Below are 17,372 nucleotides of genomic sequence, written 5' to 3'. Positions count from 1 at the left end.
CCCGATCCGGGTGACCCGTCTCCGGGTGACCCCGGTCCGGGGAGGTGAGGGGCGATGAGTTCGCTGCTGCTCCTGACCAACGCGCTCCAGCCGTCGACGGAGGTGCTCCCCGCCCTCGGCCTGCTCCTGCACAACGTGCGGGTGGCCCCCGCGGAGGGCCCGGCCCTCGTCGACACCCCCGGCGCCGACGTCATCCTCGTCGACGGCCGGCGCGACCTCCCGCAGGTCCGCAGCCTGTGCCAGCTGCTGCGCTCCACAGGACCCGGCTGCCCCCTCGTCCTGGTGGTGACCGAGGGCGGCCTCGCCGCCGTCACCGCGGACTGGGGCATCGACGACGTCCTCCTGGACACCGCGGGCCCGGCGGAGGTCGAGGCGCGCCTTCGCCTGGCCATGGGCCGCCAGCAGATCGTCAACGACGACTCCCCGATGGAGATCCGCAACGGCGACCTCTCCGTCGACGAGGCGACGTACTCGGCCAAGCTCAAGGGCAGGGTCCTCGACCTCACCTTCAAGGAGTTCGAGCTGCTGAAATACCTCGCGCAGCACCCCGGCCGGGTCTTCACCCGCGCCCAGCTCCTCCAGGAGGTCTGGGGCTACGACTACTTCGGCGGCACCCGGACGGTCGACGTCCACGTACGACGCCTGCGCGCCAAGCTCGGCCCCGAGCACGAGTCGCTGATCGGCACCGTCCGGAACGTCGGTTATCGATTCGTTACGCCGGAGAAGGTCGAACGGGCTGCCGAGGAGGCCAAGGCCCAGGGCGACCGGCAAAAGGAGGCGGATGCGGACGAGACGACCCCGCGGGGCGCCACCGGCGTCAGGGCACAGGCCTGACCGGCGCACGCATGAGCGTCGCGTTCGCACGTACGAGCCGTTTCCCTGCTGTTCGGAAGCTCTTTTACACCCTGCCCCGAACTGGTATATCCGCGTAGACTCCGCGCGTGGCCAAGGTGACTAGGGATGATGTGGCGCGGCTGGCGGGGACGTCCACCGCCGTCGTGAGCTACGTCATCAACAACGGACCCCGGCCGGTCGCCCCGGCCACGCGCGAGCGCGTCCTCGCCGCGATCAAGGAGCTGGGGTACCGGCCGGACCGGGTCGCCCAGGCGATGGCGTCCCGGCGCACGGATCTCCTGGGCCTGATCATCCCGGACGCCCGCCAGCCCTTCTTCGGCGAGATGGCGCACGCGGTCGAACAGGCCGCGTCCGAGCGCGGGAAGATGGTGCTCGTCGGCAACACCGACTACATCGGTGAGCGTGAGGTCCACTATCTGCGTGCCTTCCTCGGCATGCGCGTCTCCGGTCTGATCCTGGTCAGCCACGCGCTGAACGACCTGGCCGCGGCCGAGATCGAGGCCTGGGACGCCCGCGTCGTCCTGCTGCACGAGCGCCCGGAGGCGATCGACGACGTCGCCGTCGTCACCGACGACCTCGGCGGCGCCCAGCTCGCCGTACGCCACCTGCTGGAGCACGGCAACGAGTACGTCGCCTGTGTCGGCGGCACCGCGGAGACCCCCGCCGTCGGTGACCCGGTCTCCGACCACGTCGAGGGCTGGCGGCGCGCGATGGAGGAGGCCGGCATCCCGACCGAGGGCCGCCTCTTCGAAGCCCCGTACAACCGCTACGACGCCTACCGCATAGCGCTGGACATCCTCTCCGGCCCGAACCGCCCGCCCGCGATCTTCTGCTCCACCGACGACCAGGCGATCGGCGTCCTGCGCGCCGCGCGTGAGCTGCGCATCGACGTGCCCGGCGAGCTCGCGGTCGCCGGGTTCGACGACATCAAGGAGGCGCCGCTCGCCGACCCGCCCCTGACCACGGTGGCCTCCGACCGCTCGGCGATGGCGCGCGCGGCGGTCGACCTCGTCCTCGACGACGGCCTGCGGGTCGCGGGCTCGCGCCGCGAACGGCTGAAGGTGTTCCCGTCCCGCCTGGTGGTCCGCCACTCCTGCGGCTGCGTGTAGCCACACCCGCGATCGGCGCCGACGGCAGACCTTCATATCGGGCATACGAGGTTCTGTCGGGCTTCTCAGCACACGCTCAGGTTGCTCTCATCGTCAGGCGCGAGGCTCATCGACATGACCGAGAGCCTCCGCCCCAGCGGCGCGTACGAGAGCAGCCCCCACCAGGTGAACCCCGAGTGGCCGCCCCCGCCGCCGTACACGCCCGCGCCCGCGCAGGCCTCGCCCTCGCCCTCGACGAGGAGGAAGCGGACCCGTGGGCCGGGTGCCCTGCTCGCCGCGGTGGCGATCGTCGCGGCGGCCGTGGGCGGCGGCACGGCCTACGGCGTACAGGAGCTGACCGGCGACGACACAATCACGTCCTCCAGCTCGACCAGCACGAACGTGGTGCCGTCCAGCCAGAAGGGCACGGTGTCCGGCGTCGCCGAGGCGGTCGGCCCGAGCATCGTCGAGGTCGACGCCACCTCCGACGCCGGATCCTCGACCGGCTCCGGCGTGATCATCACCGACGACGGCGAGATCGTCACCAACCACCACGTCGTCGCCGGGGCCTCCTCGATCAAGGTGCGGACCAGTGACGGCACGACGTACACCGCGAAGCTCGTCGGCACCGACAGCAAGAAGGACCTCGCGCTGATCGAGCTGGAGAACGCCTCCGGCCTGCGGGCGGCCACCCTCGGCGACTCCGACGGGGTGCGGGTCGGCGACCAGGTCGTGGCGATCGGCTCCCCCGAGGGCCTGTCCGGCACGGTGACCAGCGGCATCGTCTCGGCCCTCGACCGTGACGTGACCGTCTCGACGGACGAGAGCCAGGGCCGGCAGCAGGGCGGCGGCTGGCCCTTCGAGTACGGCGGCCGGGAGTTCAACGGCGACACGGGCGGCTCCACGACCACGTACAAGGCGATCCAGACCGACGCGTCCCTGAACCCCGGCAACTCCGGCGGCGCGCTGATCGACATGAACGGCGACATCATCGGCATCAACTCCGCGATGTACTCGGCCGGCGGCACCGGTTCGTCGTCGTCCGACGCGGGCAGCGTGGGCCTGGGCTTCGCCATCCCGGTCAACACCGTCACCTCCGACCTGCCGGCCCTGCGCTCCGGCTCCACGACCTGACGTTCCGCCCGGGAAACGTGCGAGTCTGAAGCCTGAAACCACACCAGAGGACAGAGGACCCCCGAGCCCATGAGCCCCGCAGAAGGCGACCGTGACCCCCAGCGCATCCTGATCGTCGACGACGAGCCGGCGGTGCGGGAAGCGCTCCAGCGCAGCCTGGCCTTCGAGGGATACGGCACCGAGGTCGCCGTCGACGGCGCGGACGCCCTGGAGAAGGCGGCGGCCTACCGGCCCGATCTGGTCGTGCTCGACATCCAGATGCCCCGCATGGACGGCCTGACCGCCGCCCGCCGCATCCGTGCCACCGGCGACACCACACCCATCCTGATGCTGACCGCCCGGGACACGGTCGGCGACCGGGTGACCGGGCTGGACGCCGGGGCGGACGACTACCTGGTCAAGCCGTTCGAGCTGGACGAGCTGTTCGCCCGTATCCGCGCGCTGCTGCGCCGCAGCTCCTACGCCGCCGCCGTGGCCGGCACCGCCGAGGAGAACGACGTCCTCGCCTTCGCCGACCTGCGCATGGACCTGGTGACCCGCGAGGTCGTGCGGGGCGGGCGGCGGGTGGAGCTGACCCGCACGGAGTTCACGCTGCTGGAGATGTTCATGGCCCACCCGCGCCAGGTGCTCACGCGGGAGCAGATCCTGAAGGCGGTCTGGGGCTTCGACTTCGAGCCCTCGTCCAACTCGCTCGACGTCTACGTCATGTACCTGCGCCGCAAGACCGAGGCGGGCGGCGAGCCGCGCCTGGTGCACACGGTGCGGGGGGTGGGGTACGTACTGCGGCAGGGGGGCGCGGAGTGACCGGGCCGGTACGCCGGTTCCGTTCGCTCCCGATCCGGGCGCGGCTGTCCCTGCTGGTCGCGGCGGCGGTGGCGTTCGCGGTGGCGGCGGTGTCGGTGACCTGCTGGTTCATCGTGCAGGGCAAGCTGTACGACGAGGTCGACGAGGATCTGCGGTCGTCGGTCCTCGTGCTTCCGCAGGACGATTTCGAGCAGCTCACCACCTCCTGCCTGCAGCAGCCGCCCGATCCGGACACCGTCGCGCCCCGCAGCAAGCAGTACGCCCAGCTGGTGCGCTCGGACGGCAGGGTGTGCCTGCTGCCCTACTCCGCCGCCGCGATCGACGTCACGGGCAGCGACCGGGACGTGGCCGAGAACCCCGACCCCGGCTCGGGCACCGTCCGCAACGGCACCGACAGCGACGGCAAGCGGGTGCGGGTCCTGACGACGGCGGTCACCGTGCAGACGGGCCGGCTGAGCCGCGCGGTGGCGCAGGACTACGCCTTCACCGTCGCGGTCCCGCTCGACAACACCCGGTCCACGCTCAACGAACTGGCGCTGCTGCTGCTCCTCGTCTCCGGTGTCGGCGTCCTCGGCGCCTCCGCGGCCGGTCTCGCGGTCGCGCGGGCCGGTCTGCGCCCCGTGGACAAGCTCACCGAGGCCGTGGAACACGTGGCCCGCACCGAGGACCTGGGCATCCGCATCCCCGTGGAGGACGATGCGGAGGACGAGGTGGCCCGCCTCTCCCGCTCGTTCAACTCCATGACGTCCGCCCTCGCCAGCTCCCGCGACCTCCAGCAGCAGCTCATCGCGGACGCCGGCCACGAACTGCGCACGCCGCTCACCTCTCTCCGGACCAACATCGAACTCCTCACCCGCAGCGAGGAGACGGGCCGTCCCCTCCCGCCCGCCGACCGCGAGGCGCTGCTCGCCTCCGTGAAGGCGCAGATGACGGAACTCGCCGCGCTCATCGGCGACTTGCAGGAGCTGTCCCGCCCGGACACGGGCCAGCACGCCGGCCGTACCCAGATCCTCGCGTGGCAGGACGTCGTCGAGTCGGCGCTGCGCCGGGCCCGGCTGCGCGGTCCGGAGCTGACCGTCACGGCGGACGTCCACCCGTGGTACGTACGGGCGGAGCCGTCCGCGTTGGAACGCGCGGTGGTCAACATCCTGGACAACGCGGTGAAGTTCAGTCCGGAGGGCGGCACGATCGACGTACGGCTCACCGACGGCGTCCTCACCGTCCGCGACCGCGGTCCCGGCATTCCCGCCGACGAACTCCCGTACGTCTTCGACCGCTTCTGGCGCTCCCCCAGTGCCCGCGCCCTCCCCGGTTCCGGCCTCGGCCTGTCCATCGTGGCCCGCACGGTCCAGCAGGCGGGCGGCGAGGTGGCCCTGGCCCCGGCCGAGGGCGGCGGCACGACGGCCACGATCCGTCTGCCGGGCGCACCGACGCCTCCACCCGAGGTTCCGTAGCGGGGGGCGGCAACCTTTCCGTGCCGGGCGGCGACCGATCGGCGTCACCTCCCCCCACACGGAACGGATCGCCGCATGAGCGAGCACCGCAGCAAGGCGCGTCACCGCCGAGCCGGCAAGCTCCTGGCCGCCGGCCTCCCACTGACCCTGACCACCGCCTCACTGGTGGTGTACGGCGCGGCGTTCGGCGGCGCCGCCCCCCACCAGGCGTCCGCCGCGACGGCCGCCGCGGCCCCCGCCTGGGCCACCGCCACCGCCGACGGCTTCGCCTCCGTCGACGCGCTCGGCCAGAAGGGCACCTACGGCGGCCGGGACGGGCGGACCGTCACCGTGCGGACGCAGGCGGACCTGGAGAAGTACGCCACGGCCGCCGAGCCGTACGTCATCGTCGTGGCCGGGACGATCACCATGAACCCGGTCGGCAAGGAGATCAAGGTCGCCTCCGACAAGACGATCGTCGGCGCCGGGACGTCCGGGCACATCGTCGGCGGCGGCTTCTTCCTCGGCCAGGGCGTCCACAACGTGATCATCCGCAATCTGACGATCCGGGACTCCTACCAGGGCATCTGGAACGACAAGGACCACGACTTCGACGCGGTCCAGATGGACGGCGCCCACCACGTCTGGATCGACCACAACGACCTGCGGCACATGGCGGACGGGCTCATCGACGTCCGCAAGGACAGCACGTACGTGACCGTGTCCTGGAACAAGCTGAGCGACAACAACAAGACCTTCGGCATCGGCTGGACCGAGAACGTCACCACGGACCTCACCGTCCACCACAACTGGTTCCGCGAGACCGAGCAGCGCAACCCCTCCACGGACAACGTCGCCCACGCGCACCTCTACAACAACTTCCTGGAGGACGCCCCGGGCACGGACATCGCCTCCTCCTACGGCAACTACTCGCGCGGCGGCACGCGGATGGTCCTGGAGAACAGCTACTTCCAGGGCATGAAGAACCCGGTGATCAAGGACGCCACGGCGACGATCGTGCAGCGCGGCAACGTCTTCTCCGGCACGTCGGGCCGCAACGAGAGCGGCGGTACGGCGTTCGACCCGAAGACGTACTACGCCTACACGCTCGACAAGGCGGCGGACGTGCCGTCGCTGCTGAGGTCGGGCGCGGGCCCGCGCCCCTCCATCGGCACGACGGGGGCCGCCGCGTCGACCGGGGCAGCCACGACCCTCACCGTCGCCAAGGACGGCACCGGCCAGTACAGGACGGTCCAGGCAGCCGTGAACGCCGTCCCCGCGAACAACCCCGCCCGCGTGGTGATCTCCATCAAGCCGGGCACGTACCGCGAGACGGTCAAGGTCCCCTCCAACAAGCCGCACGTCACCTTCCAGGGCACCGGCGGCAGCCGCAAGGACACGGTGATCGTCTACAACAACGCCGCCGGCACCCGGAAGCCGGACGGCTCGGGCACCTACGGCACGTCGGGCAGCGCGACGGTCGCCGTCGAGGCGGACGACTTCCAGGCCCGCAACCTGACCGTCTCCAACGACTTCGACGAGGGCGCCAACCAGTCCCTCTCCGGCCACCAGGCGGTCGCCCTGCGCACGGCCGCCGACAAGGTCTTCCTGGACGGCGTCATCGTCGAGGGCGACCAGGACACCCTCCTCCTCGACACGGCCGCCAAGGACAGGCTCGGCCGGGTCTACGTCACCGGCTCCTACATTGTCGGGAACGTCGACTTCGTCTTCGGCCGGGCGACCGCGGTGATCGACCGCTCGGTCATCACCCTGAAGAAGCGCTGGAACGGCACCTCGGCCGGTTACATCACCGCCCCGAGCACGGCCGCCGACCGCAAGGGCTTCCTGATCGCCAACTCCGCGATCGGCGGGGACGTCTCCGATCGCACCTTCCACCTCGGCCGCCCCTGGCACGCGGGCGGTGACGCCTCCCTCGACCCGCAGACCACGGTCCGCGACACCACCCTGAGCGCGGCGATCCGCACCGCCCCCTGGACCGACATGAGCGGCTTCTCCTGGAAGGACGACCGCTTCGCCGAGTACAGGAACACGGGCCCCGGCGCGGGTTCGGCGAGCGGCGACCGCCCTCACCTGACCGACGCCCAGGCGGCGGACCAGGAGATCGCGGACTGGCTGGCGGGCTGGACCCCTACGGCGTCCTGACCCCGGGAAGGCCGGGCGAACCGGTCGAGCCGTACCGGACCCTCGCCGCCGGGACGACGGACGGCTCGTACTCCGGACCACCGGAGTACGGGCCGCCGTCCGTGGCCGAGCTGCCGGGCGACTGGGGCGGCGACGGACGAAGGCTCGGCGCGGGAGCAACGACGTGGCCGCCGACCGGGGGCTGCGCATCCCCTGCCCGCGCGAGTGAGCGGTGTGGCACCGTGGGCGCATGACGACACCACCGGACGGGCTGCCCGTGTACCGCGTACTGACCGGTCCCGATGACGCGGCGTTCTGTCACCGGGTCAGCGAGGCGCTGGCGATGGGGTACCGGCTGCACGAGGGGCCGGCCGTCACCTTCGACGGTGAGCGGGTGATCGTCGCGCAGGCAGTGGTGTGGGCCCCTACCGCAGGGTGATCTCCTCGCCGACCGCTCGCTCGCGCGCCGCGGTGACGATCAGCGCCGCGGCGGCGGCGTCCTGGACCGCCACGCCGACCGATTTGTAGAGGGTGATCCGATCGGGCGAGGTGCGGCCGGGGCGGCTGCCCTCGACGAGTTCGCCCAGTTCGGCGTGGACGTGGTCCGCCGTGATGACGCCGTCGCGGATCGGTGTCAGGAGGTCGTTGGTGCCGCTCGGGAAGGGTGCCAGCGCCGCCGCCCGCGACTCCACGCACACCAGGGCCTCCGCCACGGTGGCGTCGTCGATCTCGCGTCCGGCCGGGTTGTAGCCGACGGAGGTGACGTGTGTTCCGGGCGACAGCCACGCGCGGCGGACCACGGGTTCCAGGGCGTGCGTGGTGGCGGCCACGATGTCGGCGCCGTCGATCGCCTCGGCGTAGGAGGCCACCGCCCGCACGGCGGCATCCAGCTCGGCCGATAACTCCTCGGCCAGGGTGGCCGCCTTCGCCGGGTTCCGGCCGGCCACGCGGATCTGCCGGATCGGGCGCACCCTGCACATCGCGCGGGCATGGGAGCGGGCCTGCACCCCGGTGCCCAGGACGGCCAGTACCGAGGCGTCCTCCCGTGCGAGCAGCCGGGCGGAGAGCGCCGAACAGGCGCCGGTGCGCGCCGCGGTGACGGCCGTACCGTCCAGCAGCGCGACGGGTTCGCCCGTGGCGGGATCGAACATCACGATCAGCGCCTGGTGGGTGGGCAGCCGGGTGCCGGCGTTGTGCGGGAAGAGGGAGACCAGCTTGCTCGCCAGCACCCCGGCCGCGGGCACGAATCCGGGCATGGCGGCCAGGAACCCCTCACGTTCGGGCACGAGCGCGGCGATGCGCCCGGGCGCCGAGGCACGGCCGGCGCTGAGATCGGCCATCGCCGGGCCCAGCGCGTCGATCAGCGCGTCGAGATCGAGCAGCGCCTCCACCTGCGAGCGCCCGAGAACCAGCATGTGCCTCACCCTCCAGCCGACGACCGTCCGCCGAAGCGTGGCCCGTGACCACCGTCCACCCGGGCAGGACACGCCGCCGCCCGGGGACCGTTCGCTCCACCCGCGCACGCCGCGACCGCCCCGGCCACGTCAGGGGAAGCCGAGCATGGCGGGGGAGTCGATGCCGACCGTGAGGACACCGCATGCGGCGGGGCCGGTACGAGGGGGTGAGCACGCCTCGTACCGGCCCCGCCGGTGGTCACTGCACGATCGTGACGCGGTCCGCCTTCGGCGGGGCGATCGGGTCCGTGGCCGAGGAGTTGGCCGTCAGGTACTGCTCCAGGGCCGTCAGGTCGTCCTCGCCGACCAGGTCGTCGGTGCCCTGGCCGAGGGTCGGGAAGCCGTCGCCGCCGCCCGCGAGGAAGCTGTTGGTGGCGACGCGGTAGGTGGCGCCCGGGTCGATCGCGGAACCGTTCAGCCGGATGGAGTCCGTGACCACGCGGTCCGCGCCGGTCTTCGTCAGGTCCAGGGTGTAGGTCAGGCCGTCCGAGGGCTGGAGGATCTTCGGGGTGGCCTGGTTGGAGCCGCTCACCTGCTCCTTGAGGACCTGGATCAGCTGGGCGCCCGTGAAGTCCTGGAGGTTGACCGTGTTGGCGAAGGGCTGGACCGTGAAGCCCTCGGCGTAGGTGACCACGCCGTCGCCCTCGGCGCCACTGGCCGTGTAGGTCAGGGGCGCGCGGATCCCGCCGGGGTTCATCAGCGCGAGGTCGGTCTCCGCGTCCAGGGTCCTGCCGTACGCCAGTTGCGCGTCGGCGATCAGGTCGCCGAGCGGGGACTCGGTGCCGTTGCGGTCGATGTCACCGGAGACGTAGCCGATCGGGCGGTTGCCGATGGGGGCGGCGAGGGTGTTCCACTTGTCGATCAGCGCGGTCATGTCGGGCGCCTTGGGGACGTCCCGGGTGACGACGTGGTTCGCGGACTTCACGGCCGTACGGGCGATGTCGCCCGTCGCGCGGTCGTACGTCAGCGTGGTGTCCGTGTAGAGGCGGCCGAACGACGCGGCCGAGGTGACCATGCGGGGCTTGCCCGCCGGGTCGGGGATCGTGCACACGTACGCGTTGTGGGTGTGGCCGGTGACCAGCGCGTCCACCTGGGGCGTGATGTTCTTGGCGATGTCCGCGATCGGGCCGGAGATGCCGTCGCCGGCGCCCGGGGAGTCGCAGTCGTAGTTGTAGGCGGTGGACGCCGGGAAACCGCCCTCGTGGATGAGGGCGACGATCGACTTCACGCCCTGGCGCTGGAGCACCTTGGCGTACTTGTTGATCGTCTCGACCTCGTCCTTGAAGGACAGGCCCTTCACGCCCTCGGCGGAGACGATGCCCGGGGTGCCTTCGAGGGTCACGCCGATGAAGCCGACCTTGACGCCCTGCTTCTTCCACACCCAGTACGGTTCGAGGACCGGCTTGCCGGTCTTCTCGTCCAGGACGTTGGCCGCCAGGTACGGGAAGTCGGCGCCCTCGAACTCCTGGTCGGTGTAGCAGCCCTCGGTGGGGTGGCAGCCGCCGTTCTGGAGGCGGCCCAGCTCGGCGGCGCCCTCGTCGAACTCGTGGTTGCCGACCGAGGTGACGTCCAGCTCGAGCTCGTTCAGCGCCTCGATGGTGGGCTCGTCGTGGAAGAGACCGGACATCAGGGGGGACGCGCCGACCATGTCGCCGCCGGCGGCGGTCACGGAGTAGCGGTTGCCCTCACGGGCCTTGCGCAGATGGGTGGCGAGGTACTCCACGCCGCCCGCGTCGATGGTCGCCGTCGTGCCGTCGTGCCGGTGTTCGGTGACCCGGCCCGAGGAGCCGGCCGGGGGCTCGAGGTTGCCGTGCAGGTCGTTGAAGGAGAGCAGCTGGACGTCCTGGTAACGGCCGGGGTGCCCGGACGGCTTGCCCTTGCTCTCGCCGGCGCTCGCCGACCCGGGCAGCGCGGCCGCGGCCAGCGCACCGGCGGTGACCAGGCCCGCGGCGGTCGCGAGAAGACGATTCGTACGGCGTCTGCGGCGCTGGTGGTGCGCCGGGGATGTGGCTGGCATGCGCCCCCCTGTGGGTCTGCGTGGATCGGTGCGGGGCTGCCGTGCGAGGCAGCGGGCCGCCCGGCGCAGCCTAGGGTCAACGCGCGTAGCGCGACAGGGGGTGCATGGTTACATCCTGGTTTATCTTTCGCAGCCGCCCCCGGCGTGCCGTCCGCCACCGCCGCACCCGCCCGATTCGGGGCGCCCTCCCCTTACCCTCGTACGCATGACCAGCGACGACATCGCACGGCCCGGCCGCCCCCGCTCGCTCCAGACGTATACCGCGCTCGCCCCCGAGCACTCCGAGGCGGTCCTCGCCCTGCTCGCCGAGGCCGCCCGGACCGACGGGCAGCAGGCGGTGTCGGAGCAGGGACGGTTGCAGTTGCGCGGCGGGGAGCGGGCGGGCGTGTCCCATCTGCTGCTGTCAGCCGATGGTGAACTCGTCGGGTACGCCCAGTTGGAGGACACCGATCCGGTGGAGCCGCCGGCCGCCGAGCTGGTCGTGCATCCCTCGCACCGGGGGAACGGCCACGGGCGGGCCCTCGGGGCGGCGCTGCTCGCCGCCTCCGGCAAGCGGCTGCGGGTGTGGGCGCACGGCGGTCACTCCGCCGCCCGGCACCTCGCGCAGGTCCTCGGGCTGACGCTGTTCCGGGAACTGCGCCAGATGCGGCGGCCGTTGGCCGGGATGGACCTGCCCGACCCGGTGCTGCCGGAGGGCGTGCGCGTACGCGCCTTCGTGCCCGGGCAGGACGACGCGGCCTGGCTCGCGGTGAACGCCGCCGCCTTCGCCCACCACCCCGAGCAGGGCTCCCTCACCCAGCGCGACCTCGACGACCGCAAGGCCGAGCCGTGGTTCGACCCCGAGGGCTTCTTCCTGGCCGAGAGGGACGGCCGGATCGTCGGCTTCCACTGGACCAAGGTGCACGCGGCGGAGGGCCTCGGCGAGGTGTACGTCCTCGGGGTGAGCCCCGACGCCCAGGGCGGCGGCCTCGGCAAGTCCCTCACGACGATCGGGCTCCGGCATCTGGCGGACAAGGGACTGCCGACGGCCATGCTCTACGTCGACGCCGACAACAAGGCCGCGGTGTCCGTCTACGAACGGCTGGGCTTCGTCACCCACGAGGTGGACCTGATGTACCGGACGGAGACCTGAGCCCGCGCGGTCCGGCGCGCCGGACCGGCTCCGTCGCGCCCAGCGCCACCGCCAGCGCCAGCGCCGCGATCGTCGAGGACGAGGAACCCGGGGTCGCCGACGAGGGCCGACGCGAGCGCCACCCGCTGCCGCATACCGCCGGACAGCTTGCGGATGCGCTTGCCGCGCACGTCACCGAGGCCGACCTCGTCCAACACCCGCCGTACCTCGCGGTGCCGGGCGGCGCGGTCGGTGAACTCCTTGAGGATCGCCACGTAGTCGACGAACCGTGGCCTGGAGGACCGCCCGCAGTTCCGGCGACAGCCTGACCAGCGCTCCGGCGAGGTCCCCGTGTTCCACCCCGGCGAGCACCCGGTCCTCCGCCGAGACCTCGTCGCGGTGCCGCAGCCGCGCCAGCGTCTGCCGCAGCCGGCCGCGCGCCCCGGCGCCGCGCAGCGCGTCGACCAGCCGCCGCGAGGCGATGCGCCACAGCCATCCGGCGGCGTCCGCGCCCACCGTGTCCCCGGCGGTCTCCCGATAGCGGGCCGTGCCGCGCCACACCGCGAGGAACGTCTCCCGCGCGACGTCGTCGACGATGCCCGCGTCGGCGCACCGGCTGCGCATCCGGGCGGTCAGCCACGGCGCGTACCGCCGGTACAGCTCCTCGAAGGCGCGCCGGTCCCCGTCCGCCGCGACGGCGCGCAGCAGCTTACCGTCGCTTCTCGTTTCACTCACGTCCCCTCATCGGATGGGCCCGGCCGATCGGTTCACACGATGCCGGTCGACTTCGGACTTCGGCGGGCCCACACCGGCTGACGAGAGATGTCACGGACGAGCGGATGACCCGTCTCTGCCCGGGGCTGGGTCACCGGCAGGGACGAGCTTGCCGTCCGAGCGGTTCGGCGGCGCCCGACGCCCCTCCTGGTACTCGGAGTGGAGCGCCCCCGTGAGCCGCCCCGCGCTATCCCGGACGTCATGTCTTCGTAACCACTGATTCAGACAGGCTTGCGACGCTCGGCCAATGAATCCCGCCGCGCCAGAGCCTTCACCGCCCAGAAGGGTGAACGGGGGGAACGGGGACGCCTCAGGGCCACCACCGCTCCCACCCGCGCTTTCCGACGCGCCCGTGACGCTGTCGGCGCGGAAGAATGGGGTCATGAGCCAGCCCAACACCCAGGCACAGGTACAGCACCCGCAGCCCTCCGTGGGCTCCATCGCCGCCCACCGCCCGCACACCGTGGCCGGGGTGGTCTCCGACCTGGAACCGGACATCGACGCGGACCTCGACGGTTACGAGGAGTCGCTGACGGACGGCGCCACCCCGCTGCCGCAGGGCCGCTTCCTGGACCGGGAGCGCAGCTGGCTCGCGTTCAACGAGCGCGTCCTGGAGCTCGCCGAGGACCCCGACACCCCGCTGCTGGAGCGGGCGAACTTCCTCGCGATCTTCGCCAGCAACCTGGACGAGTTCTTCATGGTCCGGGTGGCCGGTCTGAAGCGCCGCATCGCCACCGGTGTCGCCACCCGCTCCGCGTCCGGTCTCCAGCCGCGCGAGGTGCTGGACATGATCTGGGCCCGCTCCCGCGAGCTGATGGCCCGGCACGCCGCCTGCTACCACGAGGACGTCGCCCCCGCACTCGCGGAGGAGGGCATCCACCTGGTCCGCTGGAACGAACTCACGGAGAAGGAACAGGCCCGTCTGTTCACCCTCTTCCGGCACCAGATCTTCCCCGTCCTGACCCCCCTCGCGGTCGACCCGGCGCACCCCTTCCCGTACATATCGGGCCTGTCGCTGAATCTGGCCGTCGTCGTCCGCAACCCGGTCACCGGCCACAAGCACTTCGCCCGGGTCAAGGTGCCGCCGCTGCTGTCCCGCTTCCTGGAGTGCTCCCCCGGCCGCTACGTCCCCATCGAGGACGTCATCGCCGCCCACCTGGAGGAGCTGTTCCCGGGCATGGAGGTGCTGGAGCACCACGCCTTCCGGCTCACCCGCAACGAGGACCTGGAGGTCGAGGAGGACGACACGGAGAACCTGCTCCAGGCACTGGAGAAGGAGCTCATGCGGCGCCGCTTCGGGCCGCCGGTGCGCCTGGAGGTCGAGGAGTCCATCGACCGTGAGGTGCTCGACCTGCTGGTGCGCGAGCTGAAGATCAGCGAGGCCGAGGTGTACCCGCTGCCGGGCCCGCTCGACCTCACCGGTCTCTTCCGCATCCACAGCCTCGACCGTCCCGAGCTGAAGTACCCGAAGTTCATCGCCGGCACGCACCGCGACCTGGCGGAGGTGGAGTCCGCCTCCGCCCCCGACATCTTCGCGGCCCTGCGCAGCCGGGACGTGCTGCTGCACCACCCGTACGACTCGTTCTCCACCTCCGTGCAGGCGTTCCTGGAGCAGGCCGCCGCCGACCCCGACGTCCTCGCCATCAAGCAGACGCTGTACCGGACGTCCGGCGACTCCCCGATCGTGGACGCGCTCATCGACGCCGCCGAGTCCGGCAAGCAGGTCCTCGTCCTGGTCGAGATCAAGGCCCGCTTCGACGAGCACGCCAACATCAAGTGGGCGCGCAAGCTGGAGGAGGCGGGCTGCCACGTCGTCTACGGCCTGGTCGGCCTGAAGACCCACTGCAAGCTGTCCCTGGTGGTCCGGCAGGAGGGCGAGACCCTCCGGCGTTACAGCCACGTCGGCACCGGCAACTACCACCCGAAGACGGCCCGCCTCTACGAGGACCTCGGCGTGCTCACCGCCGACCAGCAGGTCGGCGCGGACCTCTCCGACCTGTTCAACCGCCTCTCCGGCTACTCCCGCCGGGAGACCTACCGGCGTCTGCTGGTCGCCCCCAAGTCCCTGCGGGACGGCCTGGTCTCCCGGATCGACAAGGAGGCCCAGCACCACAGTGCCGGGCGGCCCGCCTATGTCCGCATCAAGGTCAACTCGATGGTCGACGAGGCCGTCATCGACGCCTGCTACCGGGCGTCGCAGGCGGGCGTGCCGGTGGACGTGTGGGTGCGCGGCATCTGCGCGATCCGGCCGGGCGTGGCGGGCCTGTCGGAGAACATCCGGGTCCGGTCCGTCCTCGGCCGCTTCCTCGAACACTCCCGCGTCTTCGCCTTCGGCAACGGCGGCGAGCCCGAGGTGTGGATCGGCAGCGCGGACATGATGCACCGCAATCTCGACCGCCGTATAGAGGCACTGGTACGGGTCACCGACCCGGCCCACCGGGCGACTCTGAACCGGCTGTTGGAGACCGGTATGTCCGACGGCACGGCGTCCTGGCACCTCGGCCAGGACGGCGAGTGGACCCGGCACGCGACGGACGCGGACGGCCAGCCCCTGCGCAACGTCCAGGAGATGCTCATAGACGCCCGGAGGCGCCGGCGTGGCACAGCGACACCTTGACCCGACGGCTGCCGCGGTGCCGGCGGACGCCCTGGCCGGCTATCTGCGGGCCCAGGCGACCGAGTTCCTGCGCGCGCTGCGCCTCCACCGGGAGACCGGTGCGGGCGCGGCGGCGTCGGAGGGTTCCGCCGAGGCGGCCCGCGCCCTGCGCCGCGCGGCCCGCCGCATCAGCGCCAGCCTCCACACGTTCCAGCCGGTCCTCGACCCCGACTGGTCGGAGGCCATGCGCCCCGAACTGGCCTGGGTCTCCGGCACCCTGGCCCTGGAGCACGCGTACGCGTCCCGCCTGGAGCAGCTGCTCCTGGCCCTGCACCGTCTGTCGGGGGCGACACCGCTCCCGGGCCAGGGCCCGGCGGGCCCGCCCCGCGCGAACACCACCGCGAGCGTGACCGGCGACCACACCACCGCGACAGCCGACCCGGCGGCCACGGCGACGGGCACCACCCCGGACCGCACCGGCACCACCCCGGACCGCACCGCCACCGCGCCCGACGGAGCACCGGCCGCGACGCGGCGCCCCGCCACCGAGCCGGCCGGCACTGCCCCGAACGGCCCACATCGCACCGGCACCGCGCCCGACGGAGCACCGGTCACCACCCGGCGCGCGGCCGTCGCGACGGCGAACGCGAGGGGTGGTACGGCCTCGGGCAGCCCGGGCCGCACCCTCGCCGCGAACGACGGCGCGCCCCGGCGCACCGCCGCCGCCACCGCTTCCGTCTCCGCCCGCACCGCCACCCGCGCCACCGCCCGTGCCACCGGCACCGGTACGGCCGCCCCGGCCGGCGGTGGCGCCGGTTCCTCCCCGGGCCCCGTCCCGGCGCCGGACCGCGGCAATCTCACCGTCGGTGCCGCCAAGGCCGGCGCGCTGCTGGACCGGCAGCTGACGCTGGCCCGGACCCGGGCGCACTCCACCGCCCTCCAGGCCCTCGGCTCCTCCCGCTTCCACGGGATCGCCGACAAGGTCGCCGTCCTGGCCAGCGAGGTCCCCCTGTCCCCGGCGGCGGCCGGCGCCGACCTGCGCCCGCTGGCCGAGGCCTCGCGCGAGCGCCTCGCCGACGCCGTCGCCGCGCTGCCCCTGCTCACCGCGGGCAGCCCGTACAACGCCGCGGCGCTGATCCACGGCCTGTCCCCGGACCCCGCCCCGCACCCGCAGGACGCCCCCTGGCACCAGGTACGCCTGCTGCTGCGTCTGCACCGCTACGCCCGCGAGGTCCTGCACACCGGCGGCGGCGAGGACCCGGCCGCCGACCTCCGCCTCCTCACCGCCGGTGAGACACTCGACCGGCACCGGGACGCCTCCGAGGCCGCGGCCGCGGCGGCGCAGGCGGCCCGCACCCCGCGGATCGCCCCGGCCACGGCGTACGCGCTGGGCGTGCTCCACGCCGACCAGCGGCATGAGGTCGAGGCAGCGCGGTACGCGTTCCAGCGTTGCTGGCAGCAGGAAGTCATCGGCACGTTATAGGGAGGCGCACGGTGAGTTCCCCTGGCTCCGCCGCGAACCGCACCCTCACCGTCCAGGCCGCCGGCTGCGTCCTGTGGCGCCGCTCCCCGGTCACCGGGGAGCTCGAGCTCTGCCTCGTCCACCGGCCGAAGTACGACGACTGGTCCTGGCCCAAGGGCAAGCTCAAACGCGGTGAGGACCCGCTGGCCGGCGCCCTGCGCGAGGTCGCCGAGGAGACGGGTCACACCGCGGTCCCGGCGGCCGAGCTGCCCTCGGCGCACTACCTGGCCCACGGCCGCCCCAAGCGGGTCCGCTACTGGGCGGCCGAAGCGGTCTCCGGCACCTTCACCCCGAACGACGAGGTCGACCGCGTCCTCTGGCTCCCGCCCGAGGCGGCCCGCGCCCGCCTCACCGAGCCCCGGGACGCCGATCTGGTGGACGCCCTGCTGGCCACGCTGCGTCCGGCGTAGGGAGTGTCCTGTTCCCGCCGGTATCCCCCCGT

The 17,372-nt window shown here is 72.6% G+C and carries 14 protein-coding genes and 2 pseudogenes; 12 read left to right on the top strand and 4 right to left on the bottom strand.

Going from position 1 to position 17,372, the window contains the following annotated elements:
• Positions 1-54: 54 nt before the first annotated feature.
• The 7 genes from IE178_RS31195 to IE178_RS31165 all read left to right on the top strand — a co-directional run bounded on the left by IE178_RS31195 (position 55) and on the right by IE178_RS31165 (position 7,895).
• Positions 55-834, top strand: coding sequence for a response regulator transcription factor (locus tag IE178_RS31195; protein ID WP_184766569.1), 780 nt, complete (start codon positions 55-57; stop codon positions 832-834).
• 107 nt (positions 835-941) lie between these two features.
• Positions 942-1,964 carry a LacI family DNA-binding transcriptional regulator gene (locus IE178_RS31190; protein WP_193514569.1) on the top strand — a complete coding sequence of 341 codons (1,023 nt, stop codon included), beginning with the start codon at positions 942-944 and terminating at the stop codon, positions 1,962-1,964.
• 114 nt (positions 1,965-2,078) lie between these two features.
• A complete protein-coding gene (locus IE178_RS31185) occupies positions 2,079-3,077 on the top strand; it encodes a S1C family serine protease (protein WP_193514568.1) in 999 nt (332 codons plus the stop codon).
• A 69-nt stretch (positions 3,078-3,146) separates the two neighbouring features.
• On the top strand, positions 3,147-3,881 hold the full coding sequence (locus tag IE178_RS31180; RefSeq protein WP_184766566.1) for a response regulator transcription factor: 735 nt from the start codon (positions 3,147-3,149) through the stop codon (positions 3,879-3,881).
• Positions 3,878-5,335, top strand: coding sequence for a sensor histidine kinase (locus tag IE178_RS31175; protein ID WP_193514567.1), 1,458 nt, complete (start codon positions 3,878-3,880; stop codon positions 5,333-5,335). The genes IE178_RS31180 and IE178_RS31175 overlap by 4 nt, the downstream gene beginning before the upstream one ends.
• A gap of 75 nt (positions 5,336-5,410) precedes the next feature.
• Entirely contained in the window at positions 5,411-7,477 is a 2,067-nt protein-coding gene (locus IE178_RS31170; RefSeq protein WP_193514566.1) for a pectinesterase family protein, read from the top strand.
• Positions 7,478-7,706: 229 nt separating this feature from the next.
• The gene (locus IE178_RS31165; RefSeq protein ID WP_184766563.1) at positions 7,707-7,895 is read left to right on the top strand and encodes a DUF1737 domain-containing protein; all 189 of its coding nucleotides are present in this window, start codon (positions 7,707-7,709) and stop codon (positions 7,893-7,895) included.
• Here the strand turns inward: IE178_RS31165 and IE178_RS31160 are convergent.
• Both IE178_RS31160 and IE178_RS31155 read right to left on the bottom strand, forming a co-directional pair.
• Complete coding sequence (locus IE178_RS31160; RefSeq protein ID WP_193514565.1) at positions 7,882-8,871, bottom strand: ornithine cyclodeaminase family protein; 990 nt, start codon at positions 8,869-8,871, stop codon at positions 7,882-7,884. The genes IE178_RS31165 and IE178_RS31160 overlap by 14 nt on opposite strands.
• 238 nt (positions 8,872-9,109) lie before the next feature.
• The gene (locus tag IE178_RS31155) at positions 9,110-10,927 is read right to left on the bottom strand and encodes a bifunctional metallophosphatase/5'-nucleotidase (RefSeq protein WP_193514564.1); all 1,818 of its coding nucleotides are present in this window, start codon (positions 10,925-10,927) and stop codon (positions 9,110-9,112) included.
• Between the two features lie 205 nt (positions 10,928-11,132).
• On the opposite strand from IE178_RS31155, the gene mshD reads away from it, so the two are divergent.
• Positions 11,133-12,059 carry a mycothiol synthase gene (gene mshD / locus IE178_RS31150; RefSeq protein ID WP_193514563.1) on the top strand — a complete coding sequence of 309 codons (927 nt, stop codon included), beginning with the start codon at positions 11,133-11,135 and terminating at the stop codon, positions 12,057-12,059.
• Between the two features lie 56 nt (positions 12,060-12,115).
• Here mshD and IE178_RS31145 read toward each other — a convergent pair.
• Both IE178_RS31145 and IE178_RS31140 read right to left on the bottom strand, forming a co-directional pair.
• Positions 12,116-12,325 (bottom strand): annotated as a pseudogene (locus tag IE178_RS31145) (ATP-binding cassette domain-containing protein); the annotation flags it as partial.
• A complete protein-coding gene (locus IE178_RS31140) occupies positions 12,231-12,773 on the bottom strand; it encodes an RNA polymerase sigma factor (protein ID WP_318280336.1) in 543 nt (180 codons plus the stop codon). The gene IE178_RS31140 and the pseudogene IE178_RS31145, both read right to left, overlap by 95 nt.
• 286 nt (positions 12,774-13,059) lie before the next feature.
• Here IE178_RS31140 and IE178_RS31135 point away from each other — a divergent pair, with 286 nt between their 5' ends.
• The 4 genes and pseudogenes from IE178_RS31135 (at position 13,060) to IE178_RS31125 (ending at position 17,340) form a co-directional block, all read left to right on the top strand.
• A complete protein-coding gene (locus IE178_RS31135) occupies positions 13,060-15,429 on the top strand; it encodes an RNA degradosome polyphosphate kinase (protein ID WP_184766559.1) in 2,370 nt (789 codons plus the stop codon).
• Positions 15,410-15,700: pseudogene (locus IE178_RS37010) on the top strand (CHAD domain-containing protein); the annotation flags it as partial. The gene IE178_RS31135 and the pseudogene IE178_RS37010, both read left to right, overlap by 20 nt.
• 24 nt (positions 15,701-15,724) lie before the next feature.
• On the top strand, positions 15,725-16,891 hold the full coding sequence (locus IE178_RS31130; protein WP_438874427.1) for a CHAD domain-containing protein: 1,167 nt from the start codon (positions 15,725-15,727) through the stop codon (positions 16,889-16,891).
• A gap of 11 nt (positions 16,892-16,902) precedes the next feature.
• Positions 16,903-17,340 carry an NUDIX hydrolase gene (locus IE178_RS31125; RefSeq protein WP_193514561.1) on the top strand — a complete coding sequence of 146 codons (438 nt, stop codon included), beginning with the start codon at positions 16,903-16,905 and terminating at the stop codon, positions 17,338-17,340.
• Positions 17,341-17,372 lie beyond the last annotated feature (32 nt).

This window comes from Streptomyces griseoloalbus (genome assembly GCA_014650015.1).
Lineage (GTDB): Bacteria > Actinomycetota > Actinomycetes > Streptomycetales > Streptomycetaceae > Streptomyces > Streptomyces griseoloalbus.
Note: the sequence above shows the minus strand (reverse complement) of the source record. Positions and strands in the feature narration are given on the sequence as shown.

Bases quoted from the DNA above. Each gene is read 5' to 3' on its own strand.
- IE178_RS31195 (WP_184766569.1), top strand. From the start codon at position 55: ATGAGTTCGCTGCTGCTCCTGACCAACGCGCTCCAGCCGTCGACGGAG.
- IE178_RS31185 (WP_193514568.1), top strand. From the start codon at position 2,079: ATGACCGAGAGCCTCCGCCCCAGCGGCGCGTACGAGAGCAGCCCCCAC.
- IE178_RS31180 (WP_184766566.1), top strand. From the start codon at position 3,147: ATGAGCCCCGCAGAAGGCGACCGTGACCCCCAGCGCATCCTGATCGTC.
- IE178_RS31170 (WP_193514566.1), top strand. From the start codon at position 5,411: ATGAGCGAGCACCGCAGCAAGGCGCGTCACCGCCGAGCCGGCAAGCTC.
- IE178_RS31165 (WP_184766563.1), top strand. From the start codon at position 7,707: ATGACGACACCACCGGACGGGCTGCCCGTGTACCGCGTACTGACCGGT.
- IE178_RS31160 (WP_193514565.1), bottom strand. From the start codon at position 8,871: ATGCTGGTTCTCGGGCGCTCGCAGGTGGAGGCGCTGCTCGATCTCGAC.
- IE178_RS31155 (WP_193514564.1), bottom strand. From the start codon at position 10,927: ATGCCAGCCACATCCCCGGCGCACCACCAGCGCCGCAGACGCCGTACG.
- mshD (WP_193514563.1), top strand. From the start codon at position 11,133: ATGACCAGCGACGACATCGCACGGCCCGGCCGCCCCCGCTCGCTCCAG.
- IE178_RS31135 (WP_184766559.1), top strand. From the start codon at position 13,060: ATGAATCCCGCCGCGCCAGAGCCTTCACCGCCCAGAAGGGTGAACGGG.